This window comes from Apilactobacillus kunkeei (assembly GCF_001421115.1).
Taxonomy (GTDB): Bacteria; Bacillota; Bacilli; order Lactobacillales; family Lactobacillaceae; genus Apilactobacillus; species Apilactobacillus kunkeei_F.
Map to the genome: position 1 here is coordinate 225389 of NZ_JXCW01000004.1, position 18378 is coordinate 243766.

Here is an 18378-nt window from a genome sequence, read left to right on the forward strand (position 1 = left end):
CTTCCTTTACTTTAAAGTTTTAATATATCTGTCGATTACTCGACTTGTTGCAAAACCATCATTGTACTTGTTCCAATGGTGATTAAAATTGGTAAAATCTGTTTGTTTATCTTCACTAATTGCTTTTCTTAAATCATCCAAAGATGTAATTGGTTTTGTAGGTAACCAATTCAATAAATCATCCTGAATCCCTGGATTTTGTTTATATTGGTCTAAATCAAACATAAAGAACAATAGAGAATGTGCATTAGGCAATAGTGAATAATCAAAAGCAACTGATGAATAGTCAGTTACCAAGGTATCAGTTACAGCCAACAAATCTGTGGTTGATAATTGATTTGAAAACATCACGTTTGGATTCTTTGATTCCTTTTGCAATTTTTCTTCTAAATCCTTTAGAAGTGGATGTAGTTTTACAACTACCATCGCATTAGGATCATTTGATAAAGCCTTAATAACACCCTTAGGTGGATTAAATGACCTTCCCTCATCACGATAAGTTGGTGCGTATAAGATTACTCGTTTTCCCTTCAATTGAGGAGCAAAACTATAAACACGTCTTCTCGCAATCTTTTGCCATTTTTCCTTAAATAATCTATCAGATCTTGGATAACCAATCATCTTCATTTTATCGAAGGAAACATGATAACTGTTCTCAAAAACATGGCCCATTGTTTCTGAAGCAACCACGTATTCATCAAAGCTGTTATAAACCTTTTGAAAACGACGTTTGTCAGAAGCACTTCTATCCTTAGTAGAAGCATCTTCCCAACCAAACTTCTTAATTGCTCCATTGGCATGCCATAATTGAACAACCTTTAAATCCTTTGGATGCGCAATGCCACCCATGAATGGAAAGTAATTGTCACAAAAGACAACATTACTTGCCATTATCTTTGGAATTAAATCAAATATTAATTTGAAACCATCTTTAAACAAGACCGTCTTAATTCCATATGCAGCTAAGTCAGTCGCAGCTGCTTCACTTGATGATTCATAATATACATATAGCCTTTTATTTTTTGGCAATCGACGAGCCATTGATTTAATTAATCCAAGATTATTATCAAAGCTCATTATGTAAATTACATTCTCTTTTTTTCTGAAATAAAATAGTAAAGATACTATCTTAATTAAAAATATATACATAACCTTCAAAACAGATCCCACCATATTTAAAAACTATCACACAATCCAGTATTATATCACACTTAATGTATAAAAATTATTACATTTAACTATTCAACCTTGTGTTCATAGAAATGCCCCATAATAGTAGATGCTTCAGTCACACTTGCAAAAGCGTGTTCATCTGATTCATCTAAAGCTTCCTGTAACTCTGATAGTTCATATCTTGAAATGGTCGTAAATAGAATTGTTTTTTCATCATGCTTGTAGGCACCCTCAGCACCGTGAATGATGGTAATTCCACGTGGAATGTGGTTTTGAATACTATCAATCACCGTCTTTGGATGATCGGTTACAACCAACACCTGCATTCTTTGTTGACGGGTGTAGGCAAAGTCGATTGCCTTAGCATTTACCACAATCCCAATTGCTGAGTAGAATGCGTATGGCCAACCATACGTAAATCCGGCTGCGGTAATAATGAAGATATTGAAAGCGATGTTAATCGTCCCAATACTTCTCCCCGTCTTTCTTCTAATAACGATTCCTAAAATGTCCAATCCACCTGTAGAAATCTCGTTTTTCAAACTCATTCCAGTTCCAAAACCATTAACCACACCACCAAAGATGGCACAAATCATTGGGTCATTGGTTAGATACACCGGATGCAATGACTTAATCATAAAACTGGCTAGAAAGACGGTTAAGATGGTAAAACAAGTAAATTGATGACCAATTTGTTTCCAGGCCAATATAAAAAATGGAATATTTAATACAAACAAACCAATCGAAGGAGAAATGGAGAATGGTAAAAATCTCCCCGATAAAGTATTAATCAACTGTGATAAACCAGTAAATCCAGATGAGTAGATTTTACCTGGTGTCCAGAAAAAATTCATGGCAATTGATACCATGATTCCGTACATAAAAGCAGTTGATGCTTTCGCTAAGTATTGATGTCGTCTTAAAATCCTTTGAACATCGTCCATAAGTTTCATAACCTCTCATTTAATATGAAAATAGTATAACATAAATACGGATTAAAAAAAGACTTCCCTAATGGAAGTCTTTCTTTATTATTAAGCTTCTGGCTCGTCTTCGGCTTCTAGTCCTAAATCATCTAATTGTTTCTTAGAAACAGGTGCTGGAGCGTTAGTCATTGGTTCAGTAGCCTTTGAATTCTTAGGGAATGCGATAACATCCCTAATGTTTTCAGTTTGTGCTAATAATCTAGCAAAACGGTCTAAACCGATAGCTAAACCACCATGAGGTGGGAAACCGTAGTCTAAGGCGTCTAAGAAGTAACCAAATTGTTCTTGGGCACTTTCTCTAGTGAAACCTAAGGCCTTTAGCATCTTCAATTGTAGTTCCTTAGTATGGATACGGATTGATCCACCACCAAGTTCTAGACCATTCAAGATAATGTCGTAACTTTGAGCGTGAGCCTTGTGAGGGTCTTCGCCATCGTTTAGGTAATGTTCATCACCTTCGTTAGGCATTGTGAATGGATGGTGAGCTGGAACCCATCTGTCGATACCTTCGTCGTAGTCGAATAATGGCCAGTCAACAACCCATAGAAAGTCAAAGACGTCTGAAGGAATCATGTCTTGTTCCTTAGCGATTGCACATCTTAGGTAACCTAATGTGTCAGCAACAACCTTTTCTCTGTCAGCAGCGAATAGTAATAAGTCGCCTGCCTTAGCTTCAGTAGCTGCAAGCATTTGATCAACAACACTTTGGTCATCAAAGAACTTAGCAATTGGACCAGTTAAACCGTCATCGGTAACCTTCATCCAAGCAAGACCCTTGGCACCAAATCTTTCTACGTATTCAGCATACTTGTCAATGTCTTTTCTTGAGTACTTGTCAGCACCACCAGGAACGGCGATTGCTTTTACCTTGCCACCGTTTTCAATAGCGCCACTAAATACCTTGAAGTTAACATCCTTAACGATGTCTGATAGATCCTTTAATTCCATACCAAATCTAACATCTGGTTGGTCAGTACCAAAACGATCCATTGATTCTTGCCAAGTAATGCGCTTGAAAGGAGCCTTGATATCGATGTTTAAAGTATCCTTCATTACCTTAACGATTAAGCCTTCAGTTAGGTCTTGGATATCTTCAGCATTTAAGAATGAAGTTTCCATATCGATTTGGGTAAATTCTGGTTGTCTGTCACCACGTAAATCTTCATCACGGAAACAACGAGCAATTTGGTAGTAACGGTCAAAACCTGAACCCATCAATAATTGCTTAAATAATTGTGGTGATTGTGGTAGTGCATAGAATGAACCATGGTAAAGTCTTGAAGGAACAAGGTAATCACGAGCACCTTCTGGAGTTGAAACTGTTAAGTTAGGAGTTTCAATGTCAATAAAGCCATTCTTGTTAAAGTATTCGTGAACTGCTTGAGTAATCTTACTTCTTAAGATAATTCCACGTTGTACTTCTGGACGTCTTAAGTCTAAGTATCTGTACTTCAACTTAGTTTCTTCTGAAGCTGTGATGTTGTCCTTAATATCAAATGGAGGGTTTTCAGACTTGTTTAAGATTTTTACTTCAGAAACAGCAATTTCAATCTTACCAGTGTTAATGTCTGGGTTAACTTCCTTTTCACTTCTGGCAACTACAGTTCCCTTTACTTCGATTACATATTCATTTCTTAATTGATCAGCGATTGCCAATGCATCGGCACTGTTCTTGTCACTAAATACTAGTTGGACAATTCCTTTACGGTCTCTTAAGTCAACGAAGATTAATTTACCTAAGTCACGACGTTTGGCAACCCATCCGTCTAAGCATACTTCTTGGTTTAAGTAGCTTTCGTCTACTAAACCACAATAAGTTGTTCGGTTCATAATATCTCTCCTAATCTTATTTTCTATTTAAAGTTCTTTGAAATTAATTCTGCAAAGTTATCTTTTACTTCATTAATATCGACAGTAACTTCGTTTCCATCAGCCATGTTCTTAACATGAATGGTGTTTGATTCTAGTTCTTTATCACCTAATGTTAAGGTGAACTTAGCATCTAGCTTGTCAGCACTCTTGAATTGCGCCTTTGGCTTACGTGCTAGGTAATCTTTATCTGCCTTAAAGTCTTGCTTTCTTAGTGCTTGAACAACCTTAAGTGCTTCAACACTAGCATCGTCACCAATTCCAACTACATAAGCATCTAAACCAAATGTGTCTGGGAATTGGAAGTTCTTTGAATCCATAAGTAGAAGTAATCTTTCTACCCCTAGACCAAATCCAACACCTGGCATTTGAGGACCACCTAATTCTTCAACTAAGCCATCGTATCTACCACCGGCACAGATTGTAGTGTAGCCTTCACCTAATTCCTTAGCGTTGGCCATGATTTCAAAGATTGTGTGGTTGTAGTAGTCCAATCCACGAACCATTGTGTGATCAACATCGTATTTGATGCCTAACTCATCCAATAGTCTAGTTACCTTGTCGAAATGCTTTTGAGCATCATCGGTTAGGTAATCTAAAATGGAAGGAGCACCATCAACGATTAATTGATCTTCTGGTGCCTTACTATCTAGCACACGAAGTGGATTTTTGTGTAGACGTTCCTTAGAATCATCACTTAGTTCTTCAAAGTGTGGTTCCAAGTAGTCAATCAATGCTTGACGGTAGTCAGCACGAGTTTGCTTATCACCTAATGTGTTAATAGCTACTCTTAAGTCATCAATTCCTAGCTTTTGTAGGTAGTTAACGGCCATTGAAACAACTTCAACATCTAATTCTGGTGATTCGCTACCGAAAGCTTCAACACCGATTTGGTGGAATTGACGTTGACGACCAGATTGAGGACGTTCGTATCTAAACATAGGTCCCATGTAGTACATCTTAACTGGCTTAGGTGTGTCTGGACCGTAAAGTTTATTTTCCACAAACGCTCTAACTACACCGGCAGTTCCTTCTGGTCTTAATGTAATATGACGATCTCCCTTATCGTGAAAGTCATACATTTCTTTTGTAACAATATCTGAAGTTTCTCCTGATGTTCTTGAGAAAACATCGAAGCTTTCAAACATTGGTGTTCTTATTTCTTGATAACGATAAGCCGCAAACAACTTTCTAGCTGTTTCTTCAACAAATTGCCATTTTTCAGAAGTTCCTGGCAAAATATCTGCGGTTCCTTTTGGACGTTGATATCGCATGATAATCCCTCCGCAAACTTTAATAACTGAATAAAAAAAGCCCCTGTCTAAATAAAATCATTTAGACAAGGGCGCAAAAGCACGGTACCACCTTTTTTTAACTCTTATGTAACGTATAATTACGAATGGCTTAGCCATTAGCCTCAAAAGTGTCTTTCCAGGATTTCTTTCGTCGTTATTTCACCAAACTAACGCTCTCTTATACCTAAGAAAATTCCGTACTCTTCTTTTTTCATCAGCGAGTATTCTATTCATGTTTTAGATTAATGTAATTTACTTAAAAAGTCAAGAACTCACATATTTTGCTTCATTCTAAATCCATTGTAGAATGGAATAGAGGTGATATATATGAAGCAATTAACACAAGAATGGCTTGAACAATTACCAATTAAAAACGTAACTAAACTAACCCCTGTTTCAGGTGGTGATATCAATGATTCATATGAAATCATTGCTGATAACCAAAAATACTTTATGAAAGTCCAACCCAATAAAGGAAAGGAATTCTTCGAACACGAAGTCGAAGGAATCAAACTTATCGGTCAATATGCGACCGTCCCAACCATTATTGACTATGGTGAAATTGATGGCGACGGCTTTCTAATTCAAAAATGGATGAACCTATCACCATTTGGTGATCAATATCAATTAGGTCAAATGTTAGCCAACGTTCACAAGCACCACAATGACCGTTTTGGTCTAGACAAGGACTTTAAGCTAGGTCGCGTGCCAAAGACAAACACATGGCAGGATAATTGGACCGATTTCTTTATCAAACAACGTCTAAATCCACTAATGGATATGGCAATTAAAAATCGTGAAATCTCCAAAGAAGATTTAAACCACTTTGAAAACCTAAAGGAAGCTTTCAAAAAGGATATGGATAATCATCATAGTGATGCATCCCTTCTTCACGGTGACCTATGGAGTGGTAACTTCTCATTTCTAGAAGACGGCAATCCAATCTTGATTGACCCGGATGTCTACTACGGTGACCGTGAATTCGACATTGGTGTAACAACCGTATTTGGTGGTTTCAATGCCGACTTTTACGAAGGTTACAACGATACCTATCCACTAGACACCGGATGGAAGAGAAGAATTCAATACTATCAATTCTTCTATCTACTTGCCCACTACGTCATGTTTGGTGGCGGCTATGGATTAGAAGTAAAGAGTATTCTTAGTCAATACTAGTCATTACGATGTAAGAAATCATAATAGTTGTTGATTGTCATTTCGGGGTTACCAGTGGAATTTATCATTCCATCTGGATTAAATAAGCAGGCTTTGATTCCGGCATTATGAGCGGCATCAACGTCTAGCTTTCTGTCCCCCATGAATATGCAATCGTCACGATTAATATCATTATTTTTAATTAAATAATTAACAGATTCTGGATCAGGTTTTCTCTTGAAAGCCTGATTTTTTGTTACCATTTCGGTGAAGTAATCCTTTAATCCGGCATCTTCCAACATTGCAATGGCGTCATCATCACGGTGAGTTAGCAAAAAGTTTCTCCCGCCATCATCGACATTTTGCGCTAACACCTTATCTACATTCATAAAGATGTGAGCGTCTTTGACATTTTGTTTTTCATATTGACGATACTTATCATTAATTGTGTCGGCATCAATATTGAAATGAGCAGAGTACTTTTGCACGCATGTTGCTAGAGAGTGGCGACGCATCACTTGATTGATTTCATAATCATCAATCTCAAACTCATCAATTCTCATATCAACTAAAGCATCAACAAATGCATCAACCATAATTGGATATGTATCCATAATCGTTCCATCAAAATCCCAAATTAAATCCATGTCTTTCTCCCCTAATTAAAAAAGAGCTTTCACAAGCTCTTTTTATTTGTTTTCTGTATCAAAAATAATTGTAAACGGACCATCATTTTGCAAATCCACTTGCATATCGGCGCCAAAACGTCCAGTTTCAACGTGATTACCAGCATCCCTTAAAGACTGGTTAAACTGGTCATACATATCTGATGCAAAATCTGGTTTTCCCGCCTTGGTGAATGAAGGACGGTTTCCCTTCTTGGTATCAGCATACAAAGTAAATTGAGATACTGATAAAATTTCACCGTTAATTGATTGTAAGCTCAAATTAGTCTTACCATCTTCGTCAGCGAAAATGCGTAAGTTACTAATCTTTCGAACTAAGTAATCAATATCGTCTTTGGTGTCGCCATCTTTAATACCAACTAATAGCAAGAAACCTTGGTTAATTTTACCAACTTGTTTTTTATCAATTGATACGCTCGCATGACTGACTCTTTGAAGTACAACTCGCATAATTAGCTCCTTACATAAATGGTCTTTTTACTACGTAAACATCAGGAATATTCTTCAAGTGGTCAATAATCATATCCAATTGTTCTAGGTTACGAACTCCCACCTTCAATGAAATAACGGCTGTCTTATCATGATCCACTTTTCCTTCAATTGAATTGATTTGTTTGCAAATGGTGCTGACCTTCTTGATAACATCGTTTAACAAGTTATTACGGTTGTATCCTTGAACTTCGATGTTTGCACTGAAGGAAGCATGATTATCTGAAGCAATGTTCCAAGTAACACTTACCAAACGTTCGTCATTATCGTTAATGTTTGGACAGTCCTTACGGTGAACAGATACCCCACGTCCTTTGGTGATGTATCCGACCACTTCATCGCCTGGAACAGGTGAACAACAGTGACTCAAACGAACTAATAGGTTGTCGACTCCTTCGATTACAATTCCATCTGAAGGTTTCTTATTCTTATTAGTCTTGTTAACCTCATCGGTTGTCTTTTCAATTGTTTGGTGGTTTTCCAAAATATCTTTTTGTTGTTGTTCAATTCTCTTCTTTTCAGCTTCATCTCTGATGCTGGCAGTTAGAATGTTAACAATTCCGTTTGGCTGTTTATTACCAAACCCGATTTCAGCAAACATATCATTAACTTGATTGTAATATGTGCCCTTGATTGCATCTTCAAGATGTTCTTTGGTCATGATTTCATTAACATCATAACCGGCATCCTTAACAGCCTTGGTCAAGATTTCTCTTCCGGCGTTAACGTTCTTTTCACGATCACGTGTCTTGAAGTATTGACGAATCTTGTGTTTAGCACGGCTTGTTGATACCAGACTAATCCAGTCTTGGCTAGGCCCAGCAGAGCTAGAAGATGTCATGATTTCAACAATGTCACCGGTTTTAATTTGGTAATCCAATGGTTCAATTTTTCCGTTAACACGAGACCCAACGGTATGATTACCGATATCAGTATGAATTAGGTATGCCATATCAAGTGGTCCGGCACCCTTTGGTAATTCCAAAACATCCCCTTGAGGAGTAAATGCATATACGTGGTCCCCGAATAGGTCACCCTTTACGCCGTCCATAAAGTCAGAGGCGCTATCGGTATCTTCTTGTAATTCAATAATGCGCTTAAACCAGTTCAAACGGTTGTTGTCTGAAGATTCCTTAACTTCATCTGTAGCTCCTTCTTTGTAAGCCCAGTGAGCAGCAACCCCATATTCAGCGATTTGATGCATTTCCTTAGTTCTGATTTGAACTTCTAATGGACGTCCACCAGGTCCAACAACAGTCGTATGCAACGATTGGTACATGTTAGCCTTAGGCATTGCAATGTAGTCCTTAAAACGACCAGGCATTGGTGACCACTTCGTATGGATAGCACCTAAAACTGCATAACAGTCCTTAATAGAATCAACAATACATCTAACGGCCAAGAGGTCATAGATTTGTTCGAATTGCTTCTTTTTAATAACCATCTTGTGATAAACGGAGTATAAGTGCTTTGGTCTACCGTAGACTTCCACATTCTTAAGTCCCATTTGTTTAACCTGTTGGTTAACCTCTTTAACGGCTTCGTTAATGTATGAAACACGTTCGTCTCGCTTAGAGTTCATTAAGTGAACAATGCGGTAGTATTGTTGTGGGTTAAGGTATCTAAGTGAGATATCTTCTAGTTCCCACTTAATTGTCCCAATCCCCAAACGATCGGCAAGTGGTGCGTAGATTTCCAATGTTTCATTAGAAATACGACGTTGCTTTTCTGGTTTTAAATGCTTTAGTGTACGCATGTTATGCAAACGGTCAGCCAATTTGACAATCATGACACGAATATCCTTACACATTGCTAACAATAGCTTACGGTGGTTTTCGGCCAATTGTTCTTGGTTAGACTTGTACTTGATCTTACCAAGCTTGGTAACACCGTCTACGATTAGTTCGATATCGTTTCCGAATAATTCAGCGATATCAGATAATTCTGCTCCGGTATCTTCAACAACATCGTGCAATAGGCCCGCACTAACGGTTTCTGGGTCCATTTTTAATGTTGCTAAAATACTAGCTACTTGAATTGGATGAACAATATAAGGTTCTCCGGATTGTCTAAATTGGTCTTTATGACAAATTGACGAAAATTCGTATGCTTTTTTAACAATTCCTACATGTTGTTCATTCATGTAACTGGAAATTTCTTTAAATAAGTCTTCTTTAGACCAAATCTTATGTTCAGACATTTCCAAAACCTTCTTCCAATCATTTATTTTCTATATTCTATCATTAATTTAATGAGTTTAATTCCATATGAACTGATAAAGCTGATAAAAAGTAAAATGGTGCTGTTTCAGTTCTTAAAATTCTAGGACCTAATCCACAAGTCAAGTATCCCATTGATTGTAAAGTTTCAACTTCCTTAGGAGATATGCCTCCTTCAGGTCCAAAGAACATTGCGACACTTTCACCCGGTTTGGTCTGATCTAGTGTCTTAATTAAATCAGATTTTTCTCCATGCTTAGCTGATTCTTCGTAAGCAATTAAACGATGGTCAAAATCATAGTTAGCTAGTTCCTTGATTGAATTAATATATTCAACTTCTGGAATCACATTTCGGTGTGATTGTTCAGCAGCACTTCTAGCGATTTTTCTAAAACGTTGTAACTTCTTTTCTGCTTTATTGTTCCATTTAGCAATGGCCCAATCTGTTGGGGTAAAGATAATCTTTTTTACCCCTAACTCAGTGGCTTTTTGGACCACTAATTCGGCCTTTTCCTTCTTTGGCAAACCGCAAATGATAACAGCATCAGCTGGTAGTTCAACATTCTTATCAGATACTTCCACTACTTTAGCTAGATTGTTTTCATTATCGGTTAATTCAGCAACAAAAAGTTGGTGAATTCCATCAACGATTTCGAAACGATTACCTTCTGTGGAACGTAAAACACCCATAAAGTGATGAGCGATATCAGCACTAACCTCAAATTCAGTATCATTACTCAATATTTGGTCTGTAAAGTAGTGTTGCATCTATTCATCATCCCTTCTTAAATGTGCTGTAATTCCGCACCAATCACCTAACATTGATACTTGATCAATCACGAAATCGTTGTCCTTAAGTGTTTGATTGGTAATATCTAGTTTTTCCTTAATAATACCGGAAATGATAATTTGTCCGCCAGGATTTAGATTATTAACTGCTTGTGGAATTAATGGTAATACCGCTTCTGGAAGCATGTTCGCAAAAATGATATCTACCTTTTTAGTAATGCCATCTAGCAAACTGTTCTTGCCAACCTTAATGTCGTCAGCAAAGCCATTTAAGTCCACGTTTTGTTTGGCAGATGTAACGGCATCGTCATCATAGTCATAGGCTTCAATATCGGAAGCACCTAATAATTTGGCACCGATACTTAAGACCCCAGAACCAGTTCCAATATCTAAAATGCTTTGACCTTCTCTAATGATGTTTTCAATTGCTTGAAGACATAAAACAGTGGTTGGATGTACCCCTGTACCAAAGGCCTTCTTTGGATCTAGTTTGATTACCAATTCATCATCTGATTCTTTCTTATAATCTTCCCATACTGGTGAAATTGTTAAGAACTTGGTAATACGTTTTGCATGGTAGTACTTTTCCCATTCAGTGTTCCACTTGTCATCATTTAAGTCCTTGGTAACGACCTTACCCATCCCTGGATTTAGTCCAAAGCTCTTTAATTGATCTACTCTTTCTTGGATTGCTGGCACCTTTGATTTAATGTCAAAGTCTTCTGGGAAATATGAGTTAATACTCAATACTCCATCGTCTCTTGAATCTAATTCCACACCTAGAGATCCAAATTCCATCAAGATGTTAATAACCGCATCTTGAGATTCATCATTTGTTAATACTGATATTTCAGTCCATTCCATTTCAAACACCCCTGTTAACTTTTACAAAAAAGGTGCATCCCTCTTATAGGACACACCCCCCGATTAATTTAGCGTACTATTTAGATTCTGTCTTTTCTTTTTCTTGAATCTTTAGCTGCTTAAGTTTTTCCTCATGTTGTTGCAAGTGAGATTCCAAATAAAGCATCAATGAATTTTCATCCTTAAAAATTCGTGGATGTTTTTGTTTATGAAGTCTTAAATCAATTTCATTAATTTTTTGTCTACCTGTCCATTTGTGACCGTATCTGATAATCAAACGGTTATCTAAATGTTTCTTTCCGAATCTAAACACGTAAACATTATCTGGAGTAAGCAATGGTCTAATGTAAGTCTTTTTGTAGTAGTATCCATTATCTCTTAAAAACTTTTTAGTTCGATTAAGCATTGTTTGTACACCTCCATTTTTAATATTTTGCAATTGCTTTTTAATAAAGCATAATCTGTCCATAAATCATTCTATATAAATTTTATATTAAGTTTGCTAAATTGTCTACCTATATTAGACATAAATAAAAACGCCAAATATCTGTTGTTTACACAGAAATTAGGCGTTTAAGATTTATTATTTTACTTCTCCAACATCAAGAGCTTGATGCTTTAGCTTGGTAAAGACATGCTTATCAGCAATTCCTGTGATTCCTCCTTGGAAGAAGAATGCGAACAAGGTTCCTAATCCAAAGTTATTGAATTGGTGAGTAATTACAATAGCGATAATTGCCATGATAGTTGGTGGAATGTATGAGAACCACATTGCCTTTGAGGCATTTCCATCACAGTATTTAAATCTTAAAATTTGCATTAAATCATCAGCAGGATGTAGTGCAATGTTAACTCTTTGGTAAATTGAAATTGCGATTGCAATAAATGAAACACCAACGAAGTTAAGTAATACGTATGCTAATGTCATTCCAATTCCGTGTGCTTCTGGTAACCAGTTACTTACAACACCGTTGAAATAGTTAATCAATAATGAGAATGGTCCTAAGAAAGCAGCGTTACCAATAACTCTGCTCCAGCTCCATTTTCCAACTAGAATTGAGTTAAGAACTGTAATTAACATTCCTAGTCCAAAGAATGCCCAGAATAAAACCCATTTACCATCACCTAAAACGGCGTATCCTAGGTTGTTTTCAGCAGCTGTCCAGTATGCTGATCCTAGAAATGATGGATGAATTTTGGCACTAGTTACTAGTGTTAAAACATTCCCCAATGAGTTAATAACTAGTGAGATTAAAAAGTAAATAATAGAGCTTGTCCAAGAAATGGTTCTTTTTGACTTAGTAGCACTTGCACTAATTTGCATGATAGAAATACCCCTTACCTGTAAATTTTAATATTATTTTTAATTGTGAAAAATTTATCTAGCATTTGAAAGCTAACAAGCTATCAAAGACTTAGTGCAATAAAGCACAAACTTAATTAACAAATAAATAATAACATGAAATATTATAAAATCAAGTTAATCGCCTCGCATATCGATTGGCTTGATATGTCTTCGCAAATGATTTTTGTAATAATCATCACTTGTTTTTGTTTGTGAACTTTATAACAAAATAAATTATAAACCATTTTAAAAATAAAATAAACCCCTTTCATAAAAAAGCTCAATCTTTTTTTCAGCAAAAAAAGAAGCACCAACGATAAACCGTTGATGCTTCAATCTTATTTGCTTAATTCTTCTGTATTAATCCAGTAATTATGATTGTCTAAACTTACTAATGCGTATTTAGCACCTAAAAATTCTTTGAATTCTCTATCACATAATTGAGCTGTCTTAATTACTTTCACTTCTCTATCACCATCGAGATACTTAACAAAATGATTATCACGATAGTTAGCGAAGTCCTTATCTTTTGCCCAAAGGGTTGCACAGTCTTTGGCAATCATTTGATCACTTAATCCTTGTGTTGATAAATCATCACTGTAGAATGTTTCAAGACTATGATCACTTAGCATCTTTTCAACAGAACGTTTAGATGCATTCCCATCCATCCAAGATGAATACTTCTTGTAGAATGCTTCATACTTATCATCAGGAGTCCATCCGTTGTTGAATATATCATCAAGGCTTTCGATTACTTCATCATTAGTCTTAACGATTGGACCTGGAGCTTCCTTAATGAAGTCAAAGTAGAATCCACGAATGGCATTCGCATAATCTTCTAAATCATAGGTAAAGAAGATCATTGGACGTTTTAATGTTGCGTAATCAAACATTACTGATGAGTAGTCGGTAATCAAGACATCACTGATTAGATACAATTCAGCAATATCTGGATAGTTGCTTACGTTTAGTGCAAAACCTTCGTAATAACTTAAGTCTAGATTGTTAGATATTAAGTAATGAGTTCTAACTAATACGTATGCTTTACCTTCATAACGTTCGCGTAGCTTTTGTAAATCAAGGTGTAGCTTGGCGGTAAATTCATCGTTTTTAATGTATTCATTATCACGCCAAGTTGGAGCATATAAAATAACCTTCTTGTTGTCTTCAATGCCCAAGTCTTCCTTGATTTCTCTGATATCGTTAGAAGTATAGTTTACTAAGATGTCATTTCTTGGGTATCCATCCAATTGAATTTGACTGGCTTGCATTCTAAAGCAGCGTTGCATGATTTCTGCTGAATACATGTTAGGTGCAATCAATCTAGTCCATCTTCTGTTATCCTTAAAGACTTCTTCGTGATACTTAGCAACGTTTACACCAGGCATTGTTACCTTCATAACGTCGGCACCAATGGTCTTTAGTGGTGTCCCATGCCAAGTTTGTAATACGACAGTGTCCTTACTTGGGTGCCATCTGAATGGACGACGTGAATTGGTTACCCAGTACTTAGCTCTAGCTTGTTTTAAGATTCCCTTGAAGCCGAATCTGGTTACATAAGGAATTTGGTTTAATTCAAATATTTCACAATCTTCCTTGTTTACATTCCAGTAAAGTTTAAAGCCAGGATAGTTTTCTTTCATGTATTCATAAATCGCCTTAGGATTGTCTGAATATTGAGTTCCAAAGAAACTATCGAATATTACGATATCCTTCTTAGCAAGGCGTTTTGATAGTTCGTTTAACAACTTAGCTTGGAAGAAGTTAGTATCCCAGAAATGACCAATCTTCTTAAATAGCAAACTCTTGGCTGGTTCTTGGTCTAAATCTTCTCTTTGGGTGTTCAATACTGTTTCAACAACTTGTTGAGTGGCATTCCCATTACGACCGTATTGAGCAAACTCATCACAGAATGTTTTCATTTGGTCTGCATAATTGTCAGCGACTGAATCGATATGTCTGATGCGATCAATCAATTCGTCTTCAGTCTTAACAATTGGTCCAGGCATTTGCTTGTAGTAATCTAGGTAGACACCACGGTTAGCTTCGTCTAGATACCAGTCAGCATCGTATGCGTAGAAAATCATTGGACGTTTTAGATGTGCGTAGTCAAACATTACTGATGAGTAGTCGGTGATCATTGCATCACTGATTAGGTATAAATCATTAATGTTGTCGTAGTCACTAACATCGTATACGAATCCAGGATTGTTGTAGAAACTATTTGAGTGAGCTACAAAGTAATGCAAACGAACAAGTAGCACGTAACCATCTGATAGTTTTTCTTGTAACTTGTCTAAATCAAGTTTGAAATCAAAACCACCATCTGCTCTAAATGTTGGTGCATATAAAATCACACGCTTATTTAGCGGAATACCAAGTTTGTTCTTAATTGAATTAATGTAATCAGTATTGTTGTGAGTGTATAGCTCATCATTTCTAGGGAAACCTGATTTAATAATCTTTTGACTGTAGTTAAATGCGTGCTTAGCAGTCTTTTCCATGTAATCAGAAGGTACAACCAAGTAGTCCCAACGACGGTTTCTCATTGCAAAACGATTTTGTAACTTGTTGGATCCAAACTTAAAGTGTGGTTCATCAAATCCCATGTGCTTTAAGAATGTTCCGTGAAGTGTTTCTACTTCGATTTGGCCCTTACGTTTAGCGTAACGGTTAGGCATGTTGGTGTTTTGAATAATGTATCTAGCAACAGCTAAGTAGTACCAGTACTTAAATGTGTTTACTCGAACCTTTTCACCGTCTCCGGTAATCTTGGTTTCGATGTTGTTGAAAATCCATACTGGTTTAATTTCAGGATGATTTTCTTCAACGTATTGGTACATCAACTTTTCGTTACTATCAAACTTACTTGACCAATAAGAGTCAAAGACCATCACGTTTCTAAGTGGTAATAATCTCATCAATGGATATAAAACAGAGTAAGAAATGGCACGTAAGCCCTTCTTAGCATCCATTGCACCAAAGAATGGTTGATCTACCTTGAAGATAAGATTCATGCTCTTATCCTTCTTTACAGCGTAGAAAATTTGAGATTTACCATTGAAAGGCAATTCAGTAGTCTTAATACGACACTTCTTGGCGTACTTGATGCGGTAAGTATGCGCCTTACCAGCAACTTGAAGATAAATCTTAAATTGATAGTCACCTTCAAGTAAGTCTAGTTGTTCATTGTTGTTTGAAGTTAGTGCAAAGTCAAATTCGAAGCTATCACCATTAATTTGGAAATGGTTAGATACTGGATTTAATACCTTTCTAGTTGCCTTGTCAGCACTAATTAATTCAACGTGAGCTTGTGATACCAAGACACTGCTTGGATCAGCTGCTTTGTTCATTTTGGCAGAAACATGTAGAACGTTGTTGGCATCCACAGTGACCTTCTTAGCCTCAAACGGTGCTTCTTCAATCATTAGTTGCACGTTTTTGATATCACCATAGAACAATGAAATGGCATCCCCATCGTCTAGATTAATTTGTTGATTAATCTTGTTTGAAGAGAATGAGTAGTTCATTTCAGCATGGGTAAAGTTATCCAAGATAATTAACTTAAGTTCTTGGTTACGAGCTTTATCGTTAATTTCCTTAACGTTAAACGCAAAACTGTTTTCATTTTGGTCAATTGAATGAATGGCAGTACCATTTGCAGCCATTAAAACGGCATTGTAACCAGATACATCCATGTTATCAACGTTAAAACTTAGTTCTTGTTTATCGTCGCTGACGGTTGGATAGCTAACTACCGGTCTTCTTTCAGAATCTGAGTTTAAATCAATTACTTCAAAGACTAGTGAACCAACACTGTTAAATCTAGTAATCACTTTTACCCCATTGTATTCAAACGGTAAAATGGCTTTTTGAGTTAGCTTTTCAATTGGATCAGTAGCAAAATCCTTTACCATGATGTGGTTATCCACGGTGTTTTTGATTTGGACCTTCCAAGTTCCAACACCTAAAGTGTCGATAGCTTGTTTAATATTAAACTTAACCTCGTAATCAGCATTGTTGTACTTAGCATTTGGCTTTAAAGTTCTTCTAACAAAAGGACTTTCTACCCTCTTGATTTGAACCTTAATGGTCTTTTGATTTTTAACGTTAATCAAGCTGGCTTGTAGTGATTCGTTCTTGTTTCCGTCACCAAATGTTTGTTTAACAAGGTGAAGCTTATTAATCTTGAATGCTCCATCGATTCTAATATCACCGTTATCAACATTGGTAAATTCAACGTCTCTAATATTTTGGTTAAAACGACTGTTGTTATCGTTTAAATTAACATTATTAACTAGTTGCTTTTTATCACCTAATTCAGGTGCAATTAGTCGGTAGTTTGATCCACCAATTGAATGCTTAAATTCACCAATTTGCTTTTTATAAGAAATGTCGTTAATGACATCGACATCGTTATATCTAATTGCTGAATATAGGATTTGTTGTTTGACTGGCAAACGATAGAAGATTTCTGAATCCCATAAGTGCCAATCTCTTAGAAACTTGTAAACCATTTCTTGAGCTTGGTAGATATAGTCACTGCTATTATCACCTAGACTTTGGGTAAAGATAAATAGATCTAGGAACAATGCCTTATATTTAAAGTCTTGAACAAATGAATCTTCCTCACTAAAGCCATTATTCAAAATGATTTGCAGAGTTCTTCTAAGTGAACTTAATCGACTTTCAAAGTTAGAAAGCGCACTTCTGGTTTGTGTGATGGAATCGGCACTTTCACGCCATCTCCATTCATAAACGTCATCTTCTACAACTGAGGTCTTATTTGACTTCAAGTGTGCTTCCATTGAGAATGGAATATCTTCGTAGATGATGCCTTCCACAAACTTGATGCTGTTATCAAGTAGGAAGGAACGCTTGTATAGTTTATTCCAACTGGTTGTGTCGTAAATCAAGTCATGGTTGGTTGTAATGTGCGTATTATCGTAATCATCATGCACAGCAAAAGAATGTAGATATGAGTTTTCATAACGATCCTTATCAAATCGTTTAACAAAACCTACAACTAAGTCTGAGTCGTTTTGACGTGCTTTAAACGCCATTGAAGGATAAGCATTAGCAGGAACAATGTCATCACCATCAACGAAGGCAATGTACTTTCCTCTAGCGTGCTTCATCCCATAATTTCTGGTGTTACTTAAACCACCATTTTCTTTATGTAGTGCTCTAAAACTATTATATTTATTTGCAAATTCATCAATAATTTTGCTTGTATTATCAGTTGATCCGTCATCAATCATCAATACTTCAAGGCTTTCCATAGGGAAATTAGTATTAGCAATGGATGACAAACATTTTTCAATGTAATCTTGTACGTTATAGCAGGCCACTATCACGGATAGATATGGTTCATTCATATTTAAGTGCCTCTCTCATAATATTTTCCAATAAAAATACCAATTAAAACTTGGTATATCAGTCTAATAATGCGGCAAACTCTCTCTAATTTACCTATCTGCATTATATCACTAAAAGCACTGTTTTTAA

13 protein-coding genes are annotated in these 18378 nt (G+C 36.3%); 1 reads left to right on the forward strand and 12 read right to left on the reverse strand.

The features are described from left to right. Positions 1-6: 6 nt before the first annotated feature. The 4 genes from RZ55_RS03910 to hisS form a co-directional block, all read right to left on the reverse strand. The gene (locus tag RZ55_RS03910; RefSeq protein ID WP_171819659.1) at positions 7-1173 is read right to left on the reverse strand and encodes a CDP-glycerol glycerophosphotransferase family protein; all 1167 of its coding nucleotides are present in this window, start codon (positions 1171-1173) and stop codon (positions 7-9) included. Positions 1174-1238: 65 nt separating this feature from the next. After that, complete coding sequence (locus RZ55_RS03915) at positions 1239-2117, reverse strand: YitT family protein (RefSeq protein ID WP_034530752.1); 879 nt, start codon at positions 2115-2117, stop codon at positions 1239-1241. A gap of 90 nt (positions 2118-2207) precedes the next feature. After that, positions 2208-3989 carry an aspartate--tRNA ligase gene (gene aspS, locus RZ55_RS03920; RefSeq protein ID WP_054483497.1) on the reverse strand — a complete coding sequence of 594 codons (1782 nt, stop codon included), beginning with the start codon at positions 3987-3989 and terminating at the stop codon, positions 2208-2210. A gap of 23 nt (positions 3990-4012) precedes the next feature. Beyond that, positions 4013-5302, reverse strand: coding sequence for a histidine--tRNA ligase (gene hisS, locus RZ55_RS03925; protein ID WP_054483499.1), 1290 nt, complete (start codon positions 5300-5302; stop codon positions 4013-4015). A gap of 348 nt (positions 5303-5650) precedes the next feature. Here hisS and RZ55_RS03930 point away from each other — a divergent pair, with 348 nt between their 5' ends. Continuing rightward, positions 5651-6499 carry a fructosamine kinase family protein gene (locus RZ55_RS03930; RefSeq protein WP_054483501.1) on the forward strand — a complete coding sequence of 283 codons (849 nt, stop codon included), beginning with the start codon at positions 5651-5653 and terminating at the stop codon, positions 6497-6499. On the opposite strand, the gene RZ55_RS03935 is transcribed toward RZ55_RS03930, so the two are convergent. The 8 genes from RZ55_RS03935 to RZ55_RS03970 form a co-directional block, all read right to left on the reverse strand. After that, positions 6496-7125 (reverse strand): HAD-IA family hydrolase, encoded by a 630-nt coding sequence (locus RZ55_RS03935; RefSeq protein WP_054483503.1) that lies wholly within the window; start codon positions 7123-7125, stop codon positions 6496-6498. The genes RZ55_RS03930 and RZ55_RS03935 overlap by 4 nt on opposite strands. Before the next feature lie 42 nt (positions 7126-7167). Continuing rightward, the gene (gene dtd / locus RZ55_RS03940) at positions 7168-7614 is read right to left on the reverse strand and encodes a D-aminoacyl-tRNA deacylase (RefSeq protein WP_054483505.1); all 447 of its coding nucleotides are present in this window, start codon (positions 7612-7614) and stop codon (positions 7168-7170) included. Positions 7615-7624: 10 nt separating this feature from the next. Next, a complete protein-coding gene (locus tag RZ55_RS03945) occupies positions 7625-9853 on the reverse strand; it encodes a RelA/SpoT family protein (protein ID WP_054483507.1) in 2229 nt (742 codons plus the stop codon). A gap of 43 nt (positions 9854-9896) precedes the next feature. Beyond that, on the reverse strand, positions 9897-10640 hold the full coding sequence (locus tag RZ55_RS03950; protein ID WP_054483509.1) for an RsmE family RNA methyltransferase: 744 nt from the start codon (positions 10638-10640) through the stop codon (positions 9897-9899). After that, a complete protein-coding gene (gene prmA / locus RZ55_RS03955) occupies positions 10641-11525 on the reverse strand; it encodes a 50S ribosomal protein L11 methyltransferase (protein ID WP_054483511.1) in 885 nt (294 codons plus the stop codon). 76 nt (positions 11526-11601) lie between these two features. After that, a complete protein-coding gene (locus tag RZ55_RS03960; protein WP_034531650.1) occupies positions 11602-11931 on the reverse strand; it encodes a hypothetical protein in 330 nt (109 codons plus the stop codon). A gap of 177 nt (positions 11932-12108) precedes the next feature. Then, entirely contained in the window at positions 12109-12849 is a 741-nt protein-coding gene (locus RZ55_RS03965) for a hypothetical protein (protein WP_053792770.1), read from the reverse strand. A 359-nt stretch (positions 12850-13208) separates the two neighbouring features. Continuing rightward, complete coding sequence (locus RZ55_RS03970) at positions 13209-18248, reverse strand: CDP-glycerol glycerophosphotransferase family protein (RefSeq protein WP_057175828.1); 5040 nt, start codon at positions 18246-18248, stop codon at positions 13209-13211. Positions 18249-18378: the final 130 nt, after the last annotated feature.

Bases quoted from the DNA above. Each gene is read 5' to 3' on its own strand.
- aspS (WP_054483497.1), bottom strand. From the start codon at position 3,989: ATGAACCGAACAACTTATTGTGGTTTAGTAGACGAAAGCTACTTAAAC.
- hisS (WP_054483499.1), bottom strand. From the start codon at position 5,302: ATGCGATATCAACGTCCAAAAGGAACCGCAGATATTTTGCCAGGAACT.
- prmA (WP_054483511.1), bottom strand. From the start codon at position 11,525: ATGGAATGGACTGAAATATCAGTATTAACAAATGATGAATCTCAAGAT.
- RZ55_RS03910 (WP_171819659.1), bottom strand. From the start codon at position 1,173: ATGGTGGGATCTGTTTTGAAGGTTATGTATATATTTTTAATTAAGATA.
- RZ55_RS03915 (WP_034530752.1), bottom strand. From the start codon at position 2,117: ATGGACGATGTTCAAAGGATTTTAAGACGACATCAATACTTAGCGAAA.
- RZ55_RS03930 (WP_054483501.1), top strand. From the start codon at position 5,651: ATGAAGCAATTAACACAAGAATGGCTTGAACAATTACCAATTAAAAAC.
- RZ55_RS03970 (WP_057175828.1), bottom strand. From the start codon at position 18,248: ATGAATGAACCATATCTATCCGTGATAGTGGCCTGCTATAACGTACAA.
- RZ55_RS03950 (WP_054483509.1), bottom strand. From the start codon at position 10,640: ATGCAACACTACTTTACAGACCAAATATTGAGTAATGATACTGAATTT.
- RZ55_RS03965 (WP_053792770.1), bottom strand. From the start codon at position 12,849: ATGCAAATTAGTGCAAGTGCTACTAAGTCAAAAAGAACCATTTCTTGG.
- RZ55_RS03945 (WP_054483507.1), bottom strand. From the start codon at position 9,853: ATGTCTGAACATAAGATTTGGTCTAAAGAAGACTTATTTAAAGAAATT.
- RZ55_RS03935 (WP_054483503.1), bottom strand. From the start codon at position 7,125: ATGGATTTAATTTGGGATTTTGATGGAACGATTATGGATACATATCCA.
- dtd (WP_054483505.1), bottom strand. From the start codon at position 7,614: ATGCGAGTTGTACTTCAAAGAGTCAGTCATGCGAGCGTATCAATTGAT.
- RZ55_RS03960 (WP_034531650.1), bottom strand. From the start codon at position 11,931: ATGCTTAATCGAACTAAAAAGTTTTTAAGAGATAATGGATACTACTAC.